The sequence below is a fragment of the Citrobacter sp. RHBSTW-00599 genome (assembly GCF_013784065.1).
In the GTDB taxonomy this organism is placed as follows: domain Bacteria; phylum Pseudomonadota; class Gammaproteobacteria; order Enterobacterales; family Enterobacteriaceae; genus Citrobacter; species Citrobacter braakii.
In genome coordinates this window covers 1,924,629-1,940,826 of record NZ_CP056717.1, presented here as the reverse complement: position 1 = coordinate 1,940,826, position 16,198 = coordinate 1,924,629, and the positions used below count along the sequence as shown (strand labels likewise).

Here is a 16,198-nt window from a genome sequence, read left to right as displayed (position 1 = left end):
ACCGAATGCAAACACTACACTTTACCAGCACCGAGATGAACTCAGATTCCTCGGAAACGTACCGATAGAGTCGTATTTTTAACATTCCGAAAAGTCATAGTTAACTGAGCCCCTGATACTCTACAAACAACAATCACTCTGAGACAAATGTGATGTCATCTTTCTTATCGTGTAAAAATTCGTATTTTAAAGTGCGATCCAGTCCCTGGGACAATGTGTAAGGAGCGACAAAACCAGAGGAATGGACTTTTGTTGCATCAAACTGTGTTGTGGCACAGAACTTCTTCACGCGCACAGAGCTGACGGCATATTTTTTGCCTGTCACTTTTCCCAAAATATCAAAGCAATAGCCACCAAACATGCCCAAAGCGTAAGGTAAGTGCGCTGAGGGGATTTTTTTACTTAAGCTCTGTTCCACTTCAGTAACCAGTTGATTCATATTGAGATCAGGTTTATCAACGTAGTTATAAACCTCGTAACCAGCTGTCACATTTTTCAGTTTATACTTGATAAACTCAACAATATTCCCGACATAAGCCATTGATTTATAATTAGTACCAGCCCCAACCATCATAAATTTACCGCCCGCGATCTGCTTCAGCAGGTTATAAACGTTGCCGCGGTTGCGTTCGCCAAAGATAACCGTCGGGCGGATAATGGTCAGCGAACGTTCATTTGGAGCCTTAGCATGCCATTCACGAAGGACCTCTTCCGCTTGCCACTTACTTTTGCCGTAGTGGTTGAAGGGATCGTGAGGATGATTTTCATCAGGGTTGATCTTGTTCAGGCCATAAACCGCGACAGAACTGGTGAAAATGATGTTCTTTACATCATTTTTCTCCATAGCGGCCAATACATTGCGCGTCCCCTGAACATTCACATCATAGTAGAGTGAAGTAGGACTGACATCATCACGGTGTTCAGCCGCTAGCAACACTACTGTGTCATAGCCTGACAGCGCCTGATCCAGGGCTTGTTGGTCGCGAACATCGCCAATCTGCGTAATTTGTGGGTAGAAGTGGCTCTGTTGTTTATCAAGATTCTTGATTTCAAAATCTGTAATTGCCGTTTCCAGGAGTCTGGTACCCACGAATCCGGATGCACCGATGAGCAAAACTTTATCGTTCATAAATCACTTTGTCTGTTCGTAACACAAGAAACATATGATAAAGATGAGCGTCTCCCCTGAGTAGTCAATGCTGCCCAGCCCCAGCTTTAACAGTAATTGAGTGATTATAATCTTTTAGCCAATGATATCCAGTAAGATTATAGTGAGGTTATCCCCCACGTCCCGGGAGTCGAAAATTCACCGCTTCGACATTCACCACCTGATGGTTTACCCGGTCGATGTCAACTGAGCTTTGCCCGGTTTCGTTTACCGCATGGACATTCGCCAGCGAGAGTAATGTGTCCTGTTTTGCCATAAACTTGCCGCGCACATCCTGACGGAGATCGAAGTGCATCTTAAGTGCGGGTCCCGTTACAGATTGCTGCATCACTTTGATGTTACGTAAGAAAAGATGCTGCGGTTGGTTGTGTAACTCGAGCGTGGCACGCTTCATTTCTACATTGGTAATCGCCACAAATGAAGTCGCATTACCCGAGGAGATCTGAATACCGCGCAATTTGTATTCACGTTTCGTATTATCCAGATGGATATTATTTAACTTAAAGTTTTGTGGAATGGATAAATAACGCCCTTTGATTACGCCGTAACCAATGAGCATACCTGCACTATCCTCCATATTGATATTATCAATTACGAAATTATCACATCCGTAAATAGCGACCGTCGCATTATCAATGCCCGCTTTCTTACTATAATCCGGAGTGATATTTCGCGCGGTAATATTACGAATAATAAAGTGTTTGCCGTTCTCCACATGCACTAGCTGTCGACAGTCGCTACCGGTTATGTTCGCTACCACAAAGTTTTTTACCGCCAGTTCATCGGGATAGGTATTGTCATAGGTACTCCCCGCCAGACCGATGCCGATGCCCCAGTTCACGTTGCCGTTGGTACAGTTGATACGTTCAATGACATGGTCAGAAATGAGGATGTTGCTGTCATTTATCGCTACATTCCACTCGATAGCATCACCCTGTAAATCGCTAAAACGGCTGTTCGTGATCTTTACGCCGTCCATTCGATTATGAAAACCCTGACGCAAAATGCCATAGTTAGCGCGCGTGACGGTAATATCATCGATAGTCAGATTACGCATCAGCCTCGAGGTTTTACCGCCGATATAGATTTGCGTCACCGGACCGAAACCGCTCATGGCAATCCCTTTTATCACACAGTCCGACCCCCGCACATCGAGGGTAACGTTCCTCAGGCTCCCGCCCTGCTCGCCCATCACCTTGCATCCATCCTGCAGAACAAAGCGCCCACGGCCATTGCCACTTATTCGCCCTTGCAGGAATAGCGTTTTGCCTGGCGGGATAACGATGGCGGTATTGATATCCTTACATTCCAGCCCTGTTGGTACGACGACCGTTTGTCCTTCTTTGAACGCCTGCCTGAAAGAGGCCACCCAATCCTGTGGGTTGTAATCCTGAATGTTGACGCTGCCCGGTGATTCTAGCGCCCGAACAACGGGAGAATGCAGCACGACAAGCGCAGAGCCTGCCGTCAGAAAAGTACGGCGTGAGAGTTTTTTCTCTGACATACAACCTCGATTTACATCGTTTGCAGCAGACTGGCTAACTGTTTATTGATCGCTAACTGATTAAATTCAGTTGCAATTTTTTCTCGCGCGCACTGCACAATCGGCTGCACCTGCTCACTGTCGAGCAGGCTAAATGCCGCTAATCGCTCTGCCAGCGCCTGCGCATCGTTTTCCGGTGCCAGCCAGCCAGACTTGCCCGACTCGACCAGTTCAGGGATCCCACTATGGACGGTGGAAATCACCGGGATCCCCACTGCCATCGCCTCCATCAGCGCCACCGGGATCCCCTCCATATCGCCATCCCTTCCGGTGATCGACGGCAGCAAAAAGACATCCGCCTGCTCAAGCATTTCCTTCACCTGATGGCTGGGTTTAAAGCCAGGCATCTCAATCACATCATCAAGTTGATATTGCTCAATTAGCGTACGCAGACGACGCTCCCAGGGGCCAATGCCAAGGATGCGATAACGGAATGCAACGCCCTGCTCTTTCAACTGACGACAGGCTTCGATGGCGACGTGCAGTCCTTTTTTCTCAGTTAACCTGGCGACAGAGATAATCTCCAGCGGTGCGGCTGGCGATTTCAACTGGCGGGGCGTAAAGCGCGTCATATCGATTCCCATGCGCGAGACCGCGATTTTCTGCGGCGGGCACCCCATATTTTTTAAACGTCCGGCCCAGAGGTTGCTGATAGGTAACATCAAATCCCCACGTTCAAACAGTTGCTGATATTCAGGGGTGTAGTGGGCAAGCACATCCCGATGCGAAACATCAATGCCGTGAAATACCGTGGCGATTTTGCCGCGAATCATCCCAAGCTCACGCAGTTTGGCGGCCGTTACGCCTGCGGGTCCAAAATGAGCGATAAAGACATCCGCTTCAAACGCCCGCGGGTTCGCGCCACAAATGGCCGCCAAAATCAGATTGCGCGCCTCATCGCCATAGCGTGAAACATTCAGCGCTTTCCAGGTGGCTGCGTGGGTAATACCGCGCAGGGCCGCCACTGCCCTATACTTAAGCTTCGCCAGTTTGCTGTTCGGCTCATTCAGTAACCAGCACGTTTTTTCACCCAGACGGTAGGTATTAAATGAAGCATGGGTATTTTCAAGATCGCCCTTGTGCAACGCGACAATTTCCACGTCGTAGCCCATGTCGATAAATGCGGTAATCTGATTGAGTACAAAGGTCTCGGATGAGAGCGGAAATTTAAGCAGGAAAAAGCCAACCTTCATTTTTCCCCCTCAATACGCGTTAAAACCGATTGCACCATGTTCACCCCACGTTCACGCTCACGCTTAACCGCGTCGCCGAGACGTATGTTCAGCTCAGGTAGCTGTCCGAGAGCATCGGTGACCTTCCCTTCCAGGCTGCCATCGAGCAGATGGCGAATATCGACGGCCATCTCTGCTAACCCCAGTTGTTGCATGATCCCTGCCGATTTATGCTCATAATTAATGGCGATGGCTGGCGTCATAAAATTCATCGAGATGATGGCCGAGTGTAAACGAGTCCCCACAGTCAGATCGCATGCAGCCAAAATTTTCCCCATCTCCAGGTCGTTGAGTTCATCCATCACCACGTGATAACGGCCCGGGTCGTTAATATACTGGCGCAGGTTCAACGCCACCATGCGGTCATCTTTGTTGTAACTATCAATACCGGTACAGGTTGACAGCGCTATCACCTGGTAACCTTCATCAAGGATGCGGTTCACTACCCCGGCAAAGGCTTGCTCATAGGCCTGCTGCGTTGTCCCCAGACGCTTATCAAAAGGAGCCAGCTCACGCAGAGTAATGGCAACGGTCTTCTGTTTTGCCGCCATGTGTAACCAGTGCTGTACGGCATAATCAGGCTCATAATCCTCATCATGGTTGTTTACCAGCCAGGCGGTATCTACTCCGGTTTCGACTTTATCCGTGTTTATTGCACTGCGCTTCATCAGATCCAGACTGACGGATTCACGCAAAATCAATGCATTACAGTGTCCAAAAACGTAGTTCGCCAGTTGATTAAACTGTTCATCCTGGAATGGCCCCACGCTGTGGCCAATCATGTACAGCGGTTTTTTCGCCATAAACGTACACAGGGCATGTTCAAACTGCGGTACGCCATACAGATCGACAAAAAACGATCCGCCGACCTGGATAATGGCGTCGTAGCGCGACAGCAGACGAACAAAATCGGTAAACCCCTGGGCGATCGCGATATTGCGCAGATTACCGGAATCGGTGACACGCGAGAGCAGCACCTGATGCTGATAGCGACGACGCAGCACTTTCTTCACGCGTCCCATAACGCCCGCAGCATTATTGTGTTGCTTCATCTGCGAATACAGCGGATCGCCCATCACCGGGCGGTTCAGCAACCACGAAGAACTCACCGGATAACGGCTCATAACATCCACTTCAGTCTCAGGACGCAACGCGTTAATGGCATCCAGCAAACCGCGCAGTATCGCGCTATCCCCACGGTTCCCACAGGTATGGTTACCTAAAATTAATAGTTTCATTATGACCTCTTAAAGCGTTGTTCTTATCCTGCACGAAGCAAGGTTTTCATTTTTTCACTGCGGCAGAGCTGGCGTTTTATTTCCACCACTAACGGATGGCGCGACACCACAATCATCGCCGCGAACGCCAGCGCTCCTGCCGCTACCTGGATCCCCAGCAACGCGCCTGGCGACAGTTGGCTGCGCAGCATTACGTCCAGCGCATAGCTCACCACAAGGGTAGGTAAAGAGAGATATAACGGCAGCCACAGACTGAGCATGTACTGGCGGTAGCTGGAGCCAAGAACAGGTTTGATCATCACGAAGTAACTGAGGATCGTGTTAATCACCTGGACCAGCAAAAAGCCCAGCGTCACGCCAATCGCCCCGGCCTGATGACCACCGATGAAAATGGCGGGAATAAACAGAAAGGTTTTGAACACATTGAATTTGAAGCTGATGTCGACCCGTGCTTTCGCCATCAGCAGTGAACCGATCGGATTCCCCACAGAGCGCAGCAGTCCAACAATGCACAGCAGTTGCAAGACGGGAATAATACCGTTCCACTTCTCGCCAAATACCAGCGGCACCACATTGTTCGACACCACCATCAATCCCAGGAGTACCGGGAAATTGATGATCCCAACCACCGACAGCAGCTTGTAAAAATTCACCCGTAGCTTTTCACTGTCGTCCTGAATTTTGGCAAACGCCGGAAACAGGACACGGGTAATAATCGGGTTCAGTTTGATCGGGGGAACAACCGCCACGTTCCAGGCGAGATTGAATCCGCCCGCCACACCTGCGCCCAACGTTCTGGCTAAAACCAACGTGGAAAGGTTGGTATTGAGGTAATTGATAATGCTGTCTGCCGTCAGCCACGCACCAAAACGCAGGTTCGACGAAACGGATGCCAGCGAAAAATGCAGCCCCGGACGGTAAATCCGGCGACCAAAATAGCCGAACAGCAGCGTTCGTAGCGTACTGTTCACCAGATACCCGAGAATGGCCGTCAGCGCGAGCGGCCAGAAATGGGCGCTGACCACGGTAAAGGTAAAACCGGCCAACACCGAACTGGTTTCAATCATGCCAATTTTGTTGAAGGCCAGCTCTTTTTGCATCAGCGCGCGAAACTGCTGCCCGTGCGGTATCACCACAAACGCCAGCGATAAGGTTTTGATGAGTGGCGCCAGTTCGGGATTATTGAGCACGCTGGCAATCGTCCCGCTAAGCAGAAACATCGCCACACATACCACCATACCCAGCCCAACGTTGAGCCAGTACAGCGTTGTCAGCTCAAGATAACCGATGTCTTTGCGCTGAATAATTGAATTGGCGATACCGAAATCCGACAGCGTATCGGCCAGCGCAATGATCACCAGCGACACGGTTAACAACCCAAACTGGTGGTTATCAATAATCCGCGCCAGGACGGTCATCTGGATAAGTCCCAGACCAATAATGATCACCGTAGCAATCGCCGACCACTTTGCGCCATTAAGCGTTTTTTCTCGTAAGCTCATGTTAATACGCCGCTTTGTTCACAAAGCCTTTGAATACCGTCAGAAAAACAATTTTGATATCGAACCACACGCTCCACTCGCGAATGTATTCGAGGTCAAACTCCACACGTTTTTCCATTTTTTCCAGCGTATCGGTTTCACCGCGCCAGCCGTTGATTTGCGCCCAGCCGGTAATGCCCGGTTTTACCTTATGGCGTAACATGTACCCCTCGATCAGTTGGCGGTACTGTTCGTTGTGCGCTACCGCATGCGGACGTGGGCCGACGATAGACATCCCCCCGGTCAGGACGTTAATAAACTGCGGCAGTTCATCGAGCGACGTCCGGCGCAGGAAATTTCCCACAGGAGTAACGCGCGGATCGTTTTGCGTCGCCTGCGTTACCACCGCGTCGTTCTCCATCACTTTCATCGAGCGAAACTTCCAGACTTTGATCGGCTTCCCGTCCATGCCATAGCGGGTCTGGCGGAAAATCACCGGACCTTTGGAGGTCAGTTTTACCAGCAGCGCAATACCACACAGCACCGGGGAAATAAGCAGCAGGATCAGTGAAGCCAGCACGATATCTTCCGCGCGCTTTAACAGACGATTAATCCCCGAGAGCGGCGTGTCATACAGCGGCACTACCGGAACGCCGTTCATCTCTTCAATCCGTGAATGCAGGATGTTGAAGGTAAAGACATCAGGAATGAGGATCACCGAGCAGGTGGTGTCGGCCAACTCACGCACCAGTTTTTTTACGCTGGCGCCATCGCTCATCGACATGGCGATATAAACGTTATGAATGCGTGAAGCTTTGGCGTCGTCCACCAGTTGTTGCAGATTACCGGCCCAGTCGCGGGAGTTTTTTCCAGGGATTGGGTCGTGATAGACCCCCGCCACTTCAAATCCCAGCCACGGTTCATGGCGAAAACTGTCCAGCAGCATTTGTCCGGCGGGCAGGTCGCCAGCCACCGCCACCCGGCGGGTGTTGTAACCACGATTACGCAGCCACCCCGCACCGTAGCGAATAAACGAACGACTCAACACCAGGCCGACGCTTGAAAGCAGATACCATGCCAGCCAGACGGCGAGACGGTTATCGAAATCGTTATTAAAGGCGATCAGACCTGCGCTAAAAATCAGACTCAGCGTCCAGTTTTGTAGTAACAGCACCAGCTCAGTGGAAATTTTGACGCCGCGCCAGGAGCGATAAAAATCCGTTATGCCACCGAGCATCTGAAAAACGACCAGCGTGATCAGCGCCACCAGCAGGTGCATATACAGGAAAGGCAAACCGCTTAATTCGCAGATCACCCACAACCCGCCAAACATGATGGTGATATCTGAAAAGCGTTGCACCATCGAAATTAACGACGCATTGGTTTTGGCGCGTTCGCGCTTTTTTAGATGTGTCATCGTGGTTCCTGTTAGTCACCCTTTGCCCATAAGCGGGCAAAGGAAGCACCGGCATTACTGATTCAGTAACGCCAGAAGAGTGCGCGTTCGCGCTTCCATCAACGGAATATCTCCGCGCGATTCCACGTTCAGGCGCACCACCGGTTCGGTATTGGAAGAGCGTAAATTGAAGCGCCAGTCGACAAACGCCATGCTGATACCGTCCGTTCTGTCCACCGTCAGCGCCTCACGGGAAAAGTGCTGCTCCACACGCGCAATCGCTGCCGCCGGCTCTGCCAGCGTGCTGTTGATTTCCCCACTCGCCGGATAGGCCACCATCCGGTCACGGACCAGTTCACCCAGCGACTGTCCTTTCAGACTCAGCAGTTCCGCCACCAGCAGCCACGGGATCATTCCGCTGTCGCAGTAAGCAAAATCACGGAAATAGTGATGCGCGCTCATTTCACCGCCATAAATGGCATCTTCATGGCGCATGCGCTCTTTGATAAACGCGTGCCCGGTTTTTGACATCACCGGTTTACCGCCTGCTGCCGTCACCACGTCCACGGTATTCCAGGACAGGCGCGGGTCGTGGATAATTTTCGCCCCCGGATTCTTCTCCAGAAACGCTTCCGCCAGCAGGCCGACAATGTAATAGCCCTCAATGAACTGACCTTTTTCATCGAACAGGAAGCAGCGGTCAAAATCACCGTCGAAGGCAATCCCCATATCCGCACCGTGTTCAATCACCGCATTGCGCGTGTCGGCCCGGCATTCCGGCAGCAGAGGATTAGGAATACCGTTGGGAAAATTGCCATCCGGCGTATTGTGAATTTTGATGAACTCGACCGGCACCCCCAGCGCCTTAAAACGGGCTTCAATGGCGTCAACCACCGGACCTGCCGCACCGTTGCCGGAGTTAAGCACCAGCTTCATCGGTCTCAGGCTGCCGGGATTGATGTAACCCAGCAGGTGGTCGATGTAGGCATCGCGGGTAGTAATACGCTGGTAGTGGCCACGTTTTGTCACATCAACCGCCGGGAAGTCGTTGGCTTCCGCCAGGCGCTGCACGTCGCGCAGACCGGTATCACCGCTGATGGGCCGCGCCCCTTCCCGCACCAGCTTCATACCGTTGTAATCCATCGGATTATGGCTGGCGGTCACTTCAATACCGCCGTCAATGCCAAGGTGGAAGGTGGCGAAGTAAATCTCTTCGGTGCCCGACATGCCAATATCCAGCACATTTACCCCCGCATCCTGCAGCCCTTTCGCCAGCGCCAGCTTTAGCGTCTCGCTGGTCAGACGCACATCGCCGCCCAGAACGATAGATTTTGGCTTCAGGAACTCGCCGTAAGCGCGGCCAATGCGCCACGCAATCTCTTCATTCAGCTCTTCGCCCAGCCTGCCGCGAATATCGTAGGCTTTGAAACAGGTTAATTTCGTCATGATTTACCCTTCTTCAGGCAACAGTTAGCCCTCTCCTTACTGGAGATATTTTTCACAAAATGACTAGCCGTTAGTTTTTAGGCCGGATAAGGTGTTCACGCCGCCATCCGGCAACGATGATGTTGTGTTACGCGCGCCCGTAGCGATCCGCAAACCGCACCACATCATCCTCATCGAGGTAAGATCCGGAGCGCACTTCAATCAGATCGAGCGGGATTTTCCCGGGGTTCTCCAGACAATGGGTCGCCCCCAGCGGAATATAGACAGACTCGTTTTCAGCAAGCAGTTTGATATCATCATTGATTGTCACCTTCGCGGTACCGGCAACCACAACCCAGTGTTCAGCCCGGTGATGATGCATCTGCACAGACAATCCCTCACCAGGCTTGACGGTAATTCGCTTCACCTGATAACGCTCTCCGGCATCAATTGAGTCGTACTTGCCCCACGGACGATAAACTTCGCGGTGAATATGATGCTCATGACGCCCGTCAGCCTTAATTTGCTCTACCACTTTTTTGACGTCCTGCACCGCATTACGATCGGCTATCAGCACCGCGTCTTTGGTCTGCACCACCACCAGATCTTTCACCCCGACGGTCGTCACCAGGCCGGATTCAGCATACACGTAACTGTTTTCCGTTTTGTGGCTTATGACATCGCCGTGATGCACATTGCCTTCAGCGGTATGGGCACTGATTTCCCACAGCGATGACCAGGAGCCAACATCGCTCCAGCCTGCGTTCATTGGCATCACCACCGCATCGGCGGTACGTTCCATTACCGCATAGTCCACAGACTCTTCCGGGCAGGCGAGAAACGCCTGTTCATCAACGCGGATAAAATCGAGATCGGGGTCGACCGTGCTCATGGCGTTCTCACAGGCTTCAAGAATATCGGGACGATACTTTTTCAGTTCTTCCAGGTAACGTCCGGCCCGGAACAAGAACATGCCGCTGTTCCAGTAGTAGTCGCCGCTCGTCACGTAAGCCTGCGCGGTTTCCAGATTGGGCTTTTCAACAAACTGTGCCACTTCAAAAGCCACAGCGTCGGTATTCGTCGGCGAGACTTCCCCCCGGCGGATATAGCCATAGCCGGTTTCCGGCTGGTCCGGCACGATACCGAACGTCACCAGCTTACCCGCTCCGGCATAGGGCATCGCATTGCGAACCGCCTCGCGGAATGCCTCTTCGTTGGCAATCATGTGATCGGCCGCCAAGACCAGCAGCAGCGGATCCTCACCCGGACTTTGACGTTTTGCCGCCAGCGCGGCCAGCGCTATCGCCGGTGCCGTGTTACGCCCGGCAGGTTCGAGAATGATGTTCTCAGTCAGCTTGTGCAGCTGTCGTAACTGTTCCGCTACGATAAAACGGTGTTGTTCATTACAGATAACCACCGGGCTTTCGCACTCCACGCCGTTCAGACGGCAAATCGTCGTCTGCAGCATGGTGAGATCGCCTTTCAGGCACAGGAACTGCTTTGGGTACAGCACGCGGGACAGTGGCCATAAACGGCTACCCGAGCCACCGGCCATCACCACCGGAAAGAGTTTGCTTTGACTCATCATGTACCCCGTATATCTGCAAGAAATTGACTCAGCACGTTTTCTTTATCCAGCGTGCGTTCGGCATAATCACGTGCCACCGTGTTTACTTTTGGCATCATCAATGCCCGTTTAATACCGCAAACCAGCGCGTTTACCGACTCCGGCTCCACGCACACCGCAATGCCAGGGTGAGCGTCACAAAGCTGACCCAGCTCGGTTTCAGGTTCGGCAGTAATAACTGCGTTACCACCAACAGCGAGGATATTGGTCAATTTGGAGGGCAGTACGGCATCAGCCGCACCACGCTTTTGCACGACCAGATGACAATCCGCAATCTTGAGCAACGCTGGCAGCGCGTCATATGATTGCAGCGGAAAGAACATCACGTTATTCAGGCCGCGCTCGCAGGCCATGCTCTCCAGCCGCGCTTTACCACCGCCCTGCCCGACAATCACAAACAGCCAGGGGTGTTCGCTCAACTCGACCGCTGCGTCTATCACGCTCTCCAGCCCCTGCTTTTCACCGATATTGCCTGAGTAAAGAACGATCTTTTGATCGGCAGGCAATCCCAGTTGCTGGGACAACGCCAGGGCATCGGCGTCGCTCACATCACGAAAGCGCGTCACTTCCGACCAGTTCGGAAAGAAAATAACCTTGTGCGGCGCAACGCCTTTTTCCATGGCTTTGTGCATCATGGAACGGGAAATCGTCGAAATATGGTCCATATTCAACAGCCCACTGCGCTCAAAGGCGCTGGCCAGTTTTGCCACCATACCGCGCGTGCCTTTGCCCGCCATTCCTAGCCCCAACATGGCATCGACTTCGTAATCCTGAACGTGCAATAGCGTACGTGCGCCACAAAGCTTTGCCAGCAGGCGCATGCCCGGCGTGCAAAACAGCGTCGGCACTACGCCGATAATGCGATCCGGCTTCCAGCGACGTTGCGCCAGTAGCGGGAAAAAACTGCTCAGGGCGAAACTGCCCAAATGCAGCAGGCGCTTGAGCGTTGAGGGTTGCTCAGGCACATACAGCGGACAACGCCAGACGAGGGCGTCGCCCTCTTCGCGACGGTAGCGCCAGGATGAATAACTGCCGTTTACCTTCCACTGGGGATAATAAGGCGGCGCGGTGATCACCCGAACGTCATGCCCCTGCTGCGCCATCCACTCCACCATTTCACCGGTGTATTTGCCGATACCGGTCAACTCCGGCGAATAGTTGATGCCATACACGAGGATCTTCATAGCCCGGGTACTCCGGCCTGACTTGTTTTACAGAAGTAAGCCCGACTGTTGTCGTGCACGTGGTCACTGGCCAGAATCTGTGTAGACGCCATCCATCGGTACGCATCATGTTGGACATTGGGCAGTTGCAAGTCGTTTTCCGACACCCGCAGACGAAATCCCAGCACGATGTAATGCGTTGAGAAATCATCCCCAGAAAAGTTGTCGTCATAGAAGTGCTGCCAGACACCGTAAAACTCCGCAGCGGACAGCGGTAAACGTAACCCCAGCTCCGCTTCAGTAAGCCGCTCAAAGGCCACGTGCAGCGGTTCATCTTTTTGCACCCGACCGCCGGGCACGAACCAGTAACCCTGCGCCGGACGATTGAGACGCTTACCGAGCAGAAATTCACCGTGGGTGTTTTCCACGATCAAATCGATGGAAATCAGCGGAGTTGAACGTACTACGGTGGCAAAATCCTCATGACGTAAAAACATGCTTACCCCCGGTAGCGCTGCTGGTTTTCAAGGAACCACTGCCAGGTACTGGCAAGCCCCGCTTCCAGTGATATCTCGTGATACCAGCCCAACTGATGCAGACGCGTAACATCGAGCAATTTGCGCGGCGTTCCATCCGGTTTGCTGGCGTCGAACACCACGCGCCCCTTGTAACCCACGACCTGCGCGATGGTTTGCGCCAGTTCGCGGATAGTGCAGTCCACGCCGGTCCCCACATTGATATGCGACAGCATCGGCTGGGTATATTCCTGCAAGACTTCCTGAGCCAGCTCCATCACGTGGATACTGGCCGCTGCCATATCGTCAACATGCAGAAATTCACGCATTGGCGTCCCGCTTCCCCACACCACCACATCCGGCGTATTGTGCTCGCGAGCGTCATGAAAGCGGCGCAGCAGCGCCGGGATCACATGCGAATTACTCGGGTGGAAGTTGTCATGCGGCCCATACAGATTGGTTGGCATCACCGAGCGATAATCGCGGCCATACTGGCGGTTATACGATTCGCACAGCTTGATCCCGGCAATTTTGGCAATCGCATACGGCTCATTGGTCGGTTCCAGCTGCCCCTGCAACAGCTCGCTTTCGGCTATTGGCTGGGTGGCTTGCTTTGGATAAATACAGGATGATCCGAGGAACAGCAGTTTATTCACGTTATGCAAATGCGCAGCATGAATAATGTTGCTCTCAATCATCATGTTTTCATAAATAAAATCAGCAGGATAAGTATTATTCGCCACGATCCCGCCAACTTTAGCCGCCGCCAGATAAACCTGGTCAATACGTTCAGTGGCAAAGAACGCCTGCACCGCACTGGCGTCCAGCAGGTTAAGTTGGTCGCGGGTACGCAGCACCAGCTCGACATTATCTCGCTGCGACAATTGTCTGACGATGGCGGACCCCACCATCCCGCGATGGCCCGCCACAAAAATACGTTGTGTCTTCATCCTCAGTACTCCAGCGCGATGGCGACCTCGTAACCGTGCGACTTCAGCAGGGAATGCTTCTTCGCTGCTTCCAGATCGTTGGCAACCATTTCCGAGATCATCTGGCGCAACGTGATTTCCGGCTTCCAGCCCAGTTTTTCATGTGCTTTGGCCGGATCGCCCAGCAGCGTTTCCACCTCTGCCGGACGGAAATAGCGCGGATCGACGGCAATCATGACATCCCCAGGTTTCACACCCGGCGCGTCGTGTCCGGTTACGGAAACCACAATGCCTTTCTCATTCACGCCCTCGCCTTCAAAGCGCAATTTAATCCCCAACTGAGCGGCGGCCATTTCCACAAACTGGCGCACGGAATACTGCACGCCGGTGGCAATCACGAAATCTTCCGGCTTGTCCTGCTGCAGCATCATCCACTGCATCCTGACGTAATCTTTGGCATGCCCCCAGTCACGCAGCGAATCCATATTGCCCAGGTACAGGCAAGACTCCAGCCCCTGCGCGATGTTGGCGATCGCACGCGTAATTTTGCGCGTGACAAAGGTTTCGCCGCGGCGCGGAGATTCGTGGTTAAACAGAATGCCGTTACAGGCATACATACCGTAAGATTCGCGGTAGTTGACGGTTATCCAGTAGGCGTACAGCTTGGCAACGGCATACGGCGAGCGCGGGTAGAACGGCGTGCTCTCTTTCTGCGGGATTTCCTGTACCAGGCCGTAAAGTTCAGAGGTGGAAGCCTGATAAAAACGGGTCTTCTTTTCCAGCCCGAGGAAGCGGATAGCTTCCAGCAAACGCAAGGTGCCGATAGCATCGACATCCGCGGTGTATTCCGGTGAATCAAACGACACCGCGACATGACTCATGGCGCCCAGGTTATAGACCTCATCCGGTTGCACTTCCTGTAAAATACGGGTCAGGTTGGAGGAGTCCGTCAAATCGCCATAGTGCAGATGGAATTTGGGATTGCCCGAATGCGGATCCTGATAGATGTGGTCCACTCGTTCGGTGTTGAATGATGAAGCGCGGCGCTTAATACCGTGCACTTCATACCCTTTTTCCAGCAGGAACTCTGCCAGGTAAGAACCATCCTGCCCGGTTACGCCAGTGATGAGAGCGACTTTTGACATGTTATTACCTCTTAAATGATCCCCTCAGGGAGTAACTTTCTCGACGCGTTCGCGTGTGACTATTGCGGGATTTCCCCGACAAACGACATTGGCTGGCAGCGATTTAAATACACTGCTGCGTGCTCCGACGACGGTGCCATCGCCAATCGTCACGCCAGGCGCGACAAAGACATCTGTCGCCAGCCAGCATTTATCACCAACTACAATTGGTGTGGCGTTAATATCAAAATGTTGACTGGCATAATCATGACTCCCGGTGCATAAATAACTTTTTTGCGAAATAACCGCGTGCGCACCAATCGTAATATCACCCAGCGTATATAAAACCGCGTCATCACCCACCCAGGAATAATCTCCCAGGGTTAATTTCCATGGATAAGTAATTTTTACTGAAGGTCGAATAACTACGTTTTTTCCTATTTTTGCGCCAAACATTCGCAATAAAAACGCACGCCAGCGATACATTACCTGTGGGGACCAGCGAAATAATGTGGCTTGCACTGCCCACCATAATTGCACTTTAATGGCACCGCCGCCGCGAAAACCTCCCGGCACGTTGAAGCCGCTTAAATCCTGCATAATGTACCCTTACGCTTTTCCATATAAGGTTTTTGTTTTACCGGTTGTGCGCAGACGTAAATATTCTGACAACCCGGTCCAAAAACCTGGCATGTGTAATATCTGGCGCTGTACCTTTTTTGCATCCCGGCACAATTCCAGATTATTCGTCGTTGACACCCCACCCATGGAAAACTCTGACACCAGCCCGCTCAGCTTTTTAAACGCGTAACCTGACTTGTATAATTTGGCTGCCAGCGCGTAATCAGACGATATCTTATATTGCAAATCATAGCGCCAGACATTCAGTCCAGAGAGAGGAAAGAAGATTGCCTGATGGCTGGCGGGAAGGCTGTGATAAATATACCAACCCGGCTTGGCCCGCCGCTTAATTTTGTTACCATTACCGAAATCCAGCAACGCATCGCCAATGACCATCGCTTTATCGCTCTGCGTTTTTAGCTGGCGGATAAAATGAGCCGCATCTGCATGCAGAATATCCCCGGAGTTGAGGAACAGCGCAAACCGCCCGCGCGCCATAGCGATACCTTTGTTCATTGCATCATAGATGCCCTTATCCGGCTCGCTGACAAACCGTAACCGGTGCTCTCCACTGAGCCCTTCAAGAAAGGCCGAGGTACCGTCAGAGGAGCCGCCATCAACAACAATCCACTCAAAACTGATATCACCCGCCTGAGCCAGATGAGCTAACGACGCGTGAGTTTTGACGATCCCTTCCAGATTACGAAAGGCGACGGTAATAATACTGAGCAGCATG

General features: G+C 52.3%; 14 protein-coding genes. All 14 read right to left on the bottom strand.

Going from position 1 to position 16,198, the window contains the following annotated elements:
* Positions 1-133 precede the first annotated feature (133 nt).
* Entirely contained in the window at positions 134-1,129 is a 996-nt protein-coding gene (locus HV243_RS09245) for an SDR family oxidoreductase (protein ID WP_053388860.1), read from the bottom strand.
* Between the two features lie 148 nt (positions 1,130-1,277).
* Entirely contained in the window at positions 1,278-2,672 is a 1,395-nt protein-coding gene (gene wcaM / locus HV243_RS09240; protein WP_053388859.1) for a colanic acid biosynthesis protein WcaM, read from the bottom strand.
* Between the two features lie 11 nt (positions 2,673-2,683).
* Complete coding sequence (gene wcaL / locus HV243_RS09235) at positions 2,684-3,904, bottom strand: colanic acid biosynthesis glycosyltransferase WcaL (protein WP_053388858.1); 1,221 nt, start codon at positions 3,902-3,904, stop codon at positions 2,684-2,686.
* Positions 3,901-5,181, bottom strand: coding sequence for a colanic acid biosynthesis pyruvyl transferase WcaK (gene wcaK, locus HV243_RS09230; protein ID WP_053388857.1), 1,281 nt, complete (start codon positions 5,179-5,181; stop codon positions 3,901-3,903). Before wcaK ends, wcaL begins: the two co-directional genes overlap by 4 nt.
* 23 nt (positions 5,182-5,204) lie before the next feature.
* Positions 5,205-6,683: a colanic acid undecaprenyl disphosphate flippase WzxC gene (wzxC, locus tag HV243_RS09225; RefSeq protein ID WP_053388856.1), complete on the bottom strand. Its 1,479-nt coding sequence runs from the start codon at positions 6,681-6,683 to the stop codon at positions 5,205-5,207.
* Between the two features lies 1 nt (position 6,684).
* On the bottom strand, positions 6,685-8,079 hold the full coding sequence (gene wcaJ, locus HV243_RS09220; RefSeq protein WP_016156914.1) for an undecaprenyl-phosphate glucose phosphotransferase: 1,395 nt from the start codon (positions 8,077-8,079) through the stop codon (positions 6,685-6,687).
* Positions 8,080-8,133: 54 nt separating this feature from the next.
* The gene (gene cpsG, locus HV243_RS09215) at positions 8,134-9,504 is read right to left on the bottom strand and encodes a colanic acid biosynthesis phosphomannomutase CpsG (protein ID WP_019077130.1); all 1,371 of its coding nucleotides are present in this window, start codon (positions 9,502-9,504) and stop codon (positions 8,134-8,136) included.
* 127 nt (positions 9,505-9,631) lie between these two features.
* Complete coding sequence (gene cpsB / locus HV243_RS09210; RefSeq protein WP_053388855.1) at positions 9,632-11,068, bottom strand: mannose-1-phosphate guanyltransferase; 1,437 nt, start codon at positions 11,066-11,068, stop codon at positions 9,632-9,634.
* Complete coding sequence (gene wcaI / locus HV243_RS09205; RefSeq protein WP_053388854.1) at positions 11,068-12,294, bottom strand: colanic acid biosynthesis fucosyltransferase WcaI; 1,227 nt, start codon at positions 12,292-12,294, stop codon at positions 11,068-11,070. The genes cpsB and wcaI overlap by 1 nt, the downstream gene beginning before the upstream one ends.
* Positions 12,291-12,770 (bottom strand): GDP-mannose mannosyl hydrolase, encoded by a 480-nt coding sequence (locus tag HV243_RS09200; protein ID WP_047499639.1) that lies wholly within the window; start codon positions 12,768-12,770, stop codon positions 12,291-12,293. The genes wcaI and HV243_RS09200 overlap by 4 nt, the downstream gene beginning before the upstream one ends.
* A 2-nt stretch (positions 12,771-12,772) precedes the next feature.
* A complete protein-coding gene (locus HV243_RS09195; protein WP_016156919.1) occupies positions 12,773-13,738 on the bottom strand; it encodes a GDP-L-fucose synthase in 966 nt (321 codons plus the stop codon).
* A 2-nt stretch (positions 13,739-13,740) separates the two neighbouring features.
* A complete protein-coding gene (gene gmd / locus HV243_RS09190; protein WP_016156920.1) occupies positions 13,741-14,862 on the bottom strand; it encodes a GDP-mannose 4,6-dehydratase in 1,122 nt (373 codons plus the stop codon).
* A gap of 24 nt (positions 14,863-14,886) precedes the next feature.
* Complete coding sequence (wcaF, locus tag HV243_RS09185) at positions 14,887-15,441, bottom strand: colanic acid biosynthesis acetyltransferase WcaF (protein WP_016153587.1); 555 nt, start codon at positions 15,439-15,441, stop codon at positions 14,887-14,889.
* Between the two features lie 9 nt (positions 15,442-15,450).
* Positions 15,451-16,197, bottom strand: a complete 747-nt coding sequence (gene wcaE, locus HV243_RS09180) for a colanic acid biosynthesis glycosyltransferase WcaE (protein WP_019077134.1) — start codon at positions 16,195-16,197, stop codon at positions 15,451-15,453.
* Between the last annotated feature and the right edge of the window lies 1 nt (position 16,198).